This window comes from Heyndrickxia coagulans DSM 1 = ATCC 7050 (assembly GCF_000290615.1).
GTDB classification, from domain to species: Bacteria; Bacillota; Bacilli; order Bacillales; family Bacillaceae_C; genus Weizmannia; species Weizmannia coagulans.
Window position 1 is genome coordinate 41,956 of sequence record NZ_ALAS01000070.1, and the last position, 6,000, is coordinate 47,955.

At 45.8% G+C, this 6,000-nt stretch carries 5 protein-coding genes; all 5 read right to left on the reverse strand.

The window, feature by feature from the left end; all coding sequences use genetic code 11:
- Window positions 1-204 precede the first annotated feature (204 nt).
- Window positions 205-741, reverse strand: coding sequence for a hypothetical protein (locus IC21_RS03095; RefSeq protein WP_035180437.1), 537 nt, complete (start codon window positions 739-741; stop codon window positions 205-207).
- 148 nt (window positions 742-889) lie between these two features.
- Window positions 890-2,023, reverse strand: a complete 1,134-nt coding sequence (gene rpoD / locus IC21_RS03100; RefSeq protein ID WP_019720565.1) for an RNA polymerase sigma factor RpoD — start codon at window positions 2,021-2,023, stop codon at window positions 890-892.
- Between the two features lie 77 nt (window positions 2,024-2,100).
- On the reverse strand, window positions 2,101-3,906 hold the full coding sequence (dnaG, locus tag IC21_RS03105) for a DNA primase (protein ID WP_029143044.1): 1,806 nt from the start codon (window positions 3,904-3,906) through the stop codon (window positions 2,101-2,103).
- A gap of 478 nt (window positions 3,907-4,384) precedes the next feature.
- On the reverse strand, window positions 4,385-5,185 hold the full coding sequence (locus IC21_RS03110; RefSeq protein ID WP_029143043.1) for a pyruvate, water dikinase regulatory protein: 801 nt from the start codon (window positions 5,183-5,185) through the stop codon (window positions 4,385-4,387).
- 17 nt (window positions 5,186-5,202) lie between these two features.
- Complete coding sequence (ccpN, locus tag IC21_RS03115; RefSeq protein ID WP_029143042.1) at window positions 5,203-5,844, reverse strand: transcriptional regulator CcpN; 642 nt, start codon at window positions 5,842-5,844, stop codon at window positions 5,203-5,205.
- Window positions 5,845-6,000: the final 156 nt, after the last annotated feature.

The following is a 6,000-nucleotide window of genomic DNA, read 5'->3' on the forward strand; positions in this document are numbered from 1 at the left end:
GTTTTTCCGCTTCTCCAGCGTATTTACCGCGCCCATCTCTTTCATTTTAACTGAAAATTCTTTCGAAAGAAAGCCTTCCCATTCAAAAATAACACCTTGAATGCGCTTTCATCTTGTATTATAATAAAAGCGGCAAAAAATTCAATAAAATGATACAATTGCTGGCAGCCGGAAAAAAGCAGCAGGAAAACTGAAAATTATATATTATATTACAATAGAGACCAGCAAGATGGCAAGACCGAGAAGCCCCGACAGGGTAAAATACAGCAGTTTGTATGCCTTTCCGGCGGCAAGCCAGAGCCCGCAGTTGGCAAAAAGCAGCAAATATAAAGTATAGCGGTGATTTCCAAATAACTTTTCATTCAAAAACACACTGAAAAGAAGCAAAATAAGCGCAGCGCCAACAAAGAAAACCGGGTAAAAAATTTCTTTATTAGCATAATGAATTCCCAGAAAAAGTAAGCATCCGACAAAAGCTGTCAAAATCCCTGTTTGCAAAATAAAATGTAATTCAGTAAAATAAATGACAAATACAGCGATTGCAACGAGTGCAAGAATGAAAGCAGAAACCGCAGCTTGTTTTTTAACGGATTTCCCTGCGCCGTTTTGTTTGCGGGTATTGCCTTCAGTTCCCTCCGTATAGATCGCGAGCAGAAAATCGCAGTATTCTTGTGGAATCATTTTGGTCTCTTTCCACATTTTAATTTCGTTGACAATGATTTGTTTTCTCTTATCGTCCATTTTTCAACACATCCTGTGTAACCTATTCGACAGGCGGGTGGAAAATCCTTTTTTTACAAGAAAAAAGTTTACTTCCCGAGGAAGTAAACTGAAAACAAGGCGCCTGTAAAAATAGATGCACAAGCGCCGTGCCTGTTTCTTTTCCGGCTTATTCAAGGAAATCTTTCAGGCGTTTGCTCCTGCTCGGATGGCGGAGTTTCCGCAAAGCCTTTGCTTCAATTTGCCGGATCCGTTCCCTTGTGACGCCAAATACTTTGCCGACTTCTTCAAGGGTCCGGGTGCGCCCGTCATCAAGCCCGAACCGGAGGCGGAGCACATTTTCTTCCCTGTCGGTCAATGTATCAAGCACATCTTCCAGCTGTTCTTTCAGCAGCTCATAAGCGGCATGGTCAGAAGGCGATGTGGCATCCTGGTCTTCAATAAAGTCTCCAAGATGCGAATCATCTTCTTCGCCAATCGGAGTTTCAAGTGAAACCGGTTCCTGGGCGATTTTAATGATTTCCCTGACTTTATCCGGAGAAATATCCATTTCTTCAGCAATTTCTTCCGGTGTTGGTTCCCTGCCTAAATCCTGAAGCAGTGACCGTTGCACGCGGATGAGTTTATTGATCGTTTCTACCATATGGACCGGAATCCGGATCGTCCGCGCCTGGTCTGCAATCGCGCGCGTGATGGCTTGGCGGATCCACCATGTGGCATAGGTGCTGAATTTGTAGCCTTTTCGATAATCGAATTTTTCAACCGCCTTGATGAGGCCCATATTGCCTTCCTGGATCAAATCCAGAAACTGCATGCCGCGGCCGACATACCGTTTTGCAATGCTGACAACAAGGCGCAAGTTGGCTTCAGCGAGCCGGCGTTTTGCCTCTTCATCGCCCTGTTCGATTCTTTTGGCCAGTTCGATTTCTTCGTCTGCGGAAAGAAGGTCGACCCGCCCGATTTCTTTCAAATACATGCGTACCGGATCATTGATTTTCACACCCGGGGGAACACTCAAATCATTCAGGTCAAACTCTTCGTCATTCTCTTTTTCCAGTTCGAGATGGGAAGGTGCATCCTCGTCGCCGGCCTCATCTGTCACATCGATGCCCTGTTCGCCGAGCAATTCATAAAATTCATCCATCTGGTCGGATGTTAAATCAAAATGGCCGAGTTTTTCGGAAATGGCATCATAAGTGAGAACCCCCCGCTTTTTTCCGCGTTCAACGAGTTGCTCTTTTGCTTTTTCCACTGTAAACTCACTTTCTTCTACTTCTTTGGAACGTGCTGACTTTTCAGCCATATGTTCCCCTCCTTCCGACAATTTCAACACACTCAATGATCCAACAGCAGCTTGATCATTTATAAAAAGCAGAGATTTCAGGTCATGGACTTTCTCAGTGCCACGATTTCACCCGCCAATTGCAGCGCTTTTTGGAAATCATTTTGCCGTTCGGCATCTTTTTGTGCCCTCAGTTTTTCCTGAATGCGCAACAATTTCTGGTGTTTCAGTACATACTGCACATAATCTTCCAATTCCTCATCCGTCAGCTCCCCGCCTACCGTCATCATTTCGATTTCGGCAGCAATCCTCTGCAATTTTGAATCGGGCAAATAAGAAAGGAAAGCGCTCGTATCAGGCGGATTCCCTTCTTCGTACCAGCCAAGCAGGTAAGTAAAAATGGCCTGGTGTTCGTCCCCGTAAAAGCTGTTTTCGCCAAGGAAATCTTTCACTTTATAGGCAACTTCCCCGTCCCGCAGCATATGCCAAAGCAGCCTTCTCTCCGCGGTCATATTGGCAGGCAGCATCCGGGCTTCTTCATGCACAGGCGCCGGATTCCCTGCAGGCCGGCTTCTCTTCCGGTTTCCGGTTTCACGGGAACCGTATTGCCTTTCCTGCTCTTTCAGGGCATCCAAAGACAACGAAAATTCTTCGGACAGCTGGCGCAAGTAAAGATCTTTCTCCACCGGATTCTCCAGCTTGGCAATTTCCTGAATGACTTCTTCTATATACGCCAGCTTTTCTCCTTCATTTTGGAGATTTTTATTCATGCGGAAATATTGCATTTTAAAAGCCATAAAAGTCAGGCTGGCCCCTATTACATCCCTGCGGAATTTTTCTCCGCCATGCCGGTTTATGTAGTCATCAGGGTCCAGTCCGTCCGGCATTTGCGCAACCCGCACTTCACAGCCGTTTTCACTGAGCATTTTCCCTGCACGGAAAGCCGCAGTGAAGCCGGCCTGGTCCGAGTCGTAACAAATGACGACGCCGTCCGTGAGCCTTTTTATCATCCGGACGTGTTCCGCTGTAATCGATGTGCCCATTGTGGCAATGCCGTTTTCAACGCCAGCACGGTCGGCGGAGATCACGTCTGCATAGCCTTCAAAAATGACCGCCTGCTGTTTTTTGCGGATCGGCCCTCTTGCCCGGTTCAGGTTAAAAAGCAGCTTGCTTTTGTTAAAAAGCGGCGTCTCAGGGCTGTTCAAATATTTCGGGTGTTCCTCTTTCCGGACAGCTCTTCCGGCAAATGCTACCACGTTTCCCTTTTCATCCATGATTGGAAACATGATCCGGTCCCTGAAACGGTCAAAATATTTGCCGTCCTTTTCATTGCGGATGACAAGCCCGCTTTCTTCCAGCACGGAAAGGGGAAAACCGCGCTTTTGCAGCATATTGGCGGCAAAATCCCAGGCAGGCAGCGCATACCCGATCCCGAACTTTTCGATTGCTTCGTCTGTAAACCCGCGCCCGCGAAGGTACTTTAGCGCAGGTTCCCCTTCTTTTGTATGCAAAAGCAAATGGTGGTATAATTTTTGTAGCAGTTCGTGTGCTTCCAGCATCTGCCGGCGCTTCGGATCGATGTTTTTCTGCTCTTCGTGCCGTAAAACGACGCCAAGCTCGATATGCGCTTTTTGTGCCAGTTTTTCTGCCGCTTCCTGAAAAGAGATGCCTTCGATATCCATGAGAAAAGTAAACACATTGCCGCCTGCGCCGCATCCAAAGCAGTGAAAAATCTGCTTGTCGGGGGATACGGAAAATGACGGCGTATGCTCGCCGTGGAACGGGCACAGGCCGAAGTAATTGCGTCCCTTTTTTTTGAGCTGTACATAATCGCTCACGACCTCCACAATATCGGAAGACCGGCGGATTTCATCAATTTTTTCATTCGGAATCATCCCTGTCATCAAACAATCCCTTCTGCTCCACCTTTATTCAACAGCATTTCATCCGGGATGCGGGCAATGCATGCTTTCGTTTGCTGTTTTTCTTTTCATCCTAAAATATTCTACATCAAATATTCTACATCGCTCCACAGAATCCTGCATGTTTTGCGCTTCTTCCCATAATTTTTTTGGCCCTGTCGAAATTTATTCAAATTCAGACTTGACATTTACTATAAATAGTTTATTCCCTAATAGCCTACTCTAAACCCGTATCATACATTTTTATCACAATTTTTTATTATAGTACACTTGCTTCATTTTGACTATAAATAAATACTGAAAAGCAGAAAAAAATATGCCTCGTTTTTTCAAAAGAAAATTCTAAAAAAACGGGCGGAAACAAAGACCGTTTTAGCCTGCTTCCCCCGTTTCAAATGGTTTATTTTCATCCGGCCGATGCCGCGAAAAAGGCGCGCGCTCCCCGCGCCTTTGGCCGCTTTTAATTTCTCATTTCATCCATAATAATATTTGCCGTTTCTTCAACCGCTTTGTTGGTAACATCAATCACTTTGCAGTCAAGCCGCTCCGCTATCTGGTTAAAATAATCCAGTTCATATTTGATGCGCTCAATGGTCGCATAACTTGCCGAACCATCAAGCCCGAGTGTTTTCAGCCGTTCTTTCCGGATATGATTCAATGTGTCGGGATCAATTTTTAAACCGATACACTTTTTGGAAGGAATACGAAAAAGTTCTTCCGGCGGATCCACTTCCGGCACAATCGGCACATTCGCAACTTTATAGTGGTGATGCGCCAGGTATTGTGAAAGCGGCGTTTTGGATGTACGGGAAACACCGATCAGGACAATATCCGCCCGGACAATGCCGCGCGGATCCCGGCCGTCATCATATTTCACCGCAAATTCGATTGCTTCCACCTTTTTAAAATAAGCTTCGTCCAATTTTCTGACGAGCCCCGGTTCATAGAGCGGTTTGGATTCATACAATTCGAGCAGCCGGTCCATGAGAGGTCCCATTAAATCGACAGCAGCAAGGCCGTGTTTTACGGCTTGGTCATTCATGTATTTCCGCATTTCCGGCTTCACAAGCGTATAAACGATCATGCCGTAATTCATAGATGCAAGCGAAACCACTTCATCAATATGGATCGTATCTTCCACATACGGGAAGCGTTTTAATTCTGCGTCCTGGTTTTCAAACTGGCTGATGGCCGCCTTTGTGACGAGCTCCGCCGTCTCTCCGACCGAGTCTGAAACAATGTAAATATAGGGTTTTGCCAAAAGTGATCACTTCCTTTTTAATCGCCGTCTGCAAGTTCAACGAATGCTTTCGTGATATTCGTTTTCGTTATCCGTCCGGTCACTTCAAGCCCGGTTTCTGTTTCTTTCACAACCGGCACCGAGTCAATTTGTTTTTCAATCAGTTTTTTTGCCACATCAACCAGAAGATCATCTTTTTTGCAGCAGGTAATATTCGGCATTCTTGTCATAATGATATGCACCGGCAATGCGGATAAGTCTTTGTTTCCAAGGCTTGCCCGCAACAAATCTTTCCGCGACAGAACACCGATCAGATGGGATGCATTGTCGACGACATAAAGCGTGCCGACATCTTCAAGAAAAACCGTTACGATGGCATCGTACACGGACATATTCTCGTTAACCACGACCGGCAGAGACTGGTAATCTTTTACGTAAATATGTTTTAAATTTTCCGTAAGAAGCTGCGTGCTCGTTTTTCCGGTATAAAAATAGCCGACGCGCGGGCGTGCATCCAAATAACCTGCCATTGTCAAAATAGCAAGATCCGGCCGGAGCGTTGCCCGCGTTAAATTCAGCTTTTCGGCGATGTGCTCGCCTGTAATCGGCCCGTTCGTTTTGACGATCTCGAGAATCTGTTCCTGCCTTTTCGTTAATTCGATCGTAATCACCGCCTTCATTCACACAACCATGCAAGACAATAGTATAACACGTTTACAGGAATCTGTCCTTATCTGCCATCATTAGTATGTGTCAAGTTTTTCTCGACAAGGTTTAAATATCGGGTATTCCAAGACACTCTTTTTGTACACTTTCGACTACCGTGCTTCACTTGC

Bases quoted from the DNA above. Each gene is read 5' to 3' on its own strand.
- IC21_RS03095 (WP_035180437.1), bottom strand. From the start codon at position 741: ATGGACGATAAGAGAAAACAAATCATTGTCAACGAAATTAAAATGTGG.
- rpoD (WP_019720565.1), bottom strand. From the start codon at position 2,023: ATGGCTGAAAAGTCAGCACGTTCCAAAGAAGTAGAAGAAAGTGAGTTT.
- dnaG (WP_029143044.1), bottom strand. From the start codon at position 3,906: ATGACAGGGATGATTCCGAATGAAAAAATTGATGAAATCCGCCGGTCT.
- ccpN (WP_029143042.1), bottom strand. From the start codon at position 5,844: ATGAAGGCGGTGATTACGATCGAATTAACGAAAAGGCAGGAACAGATT.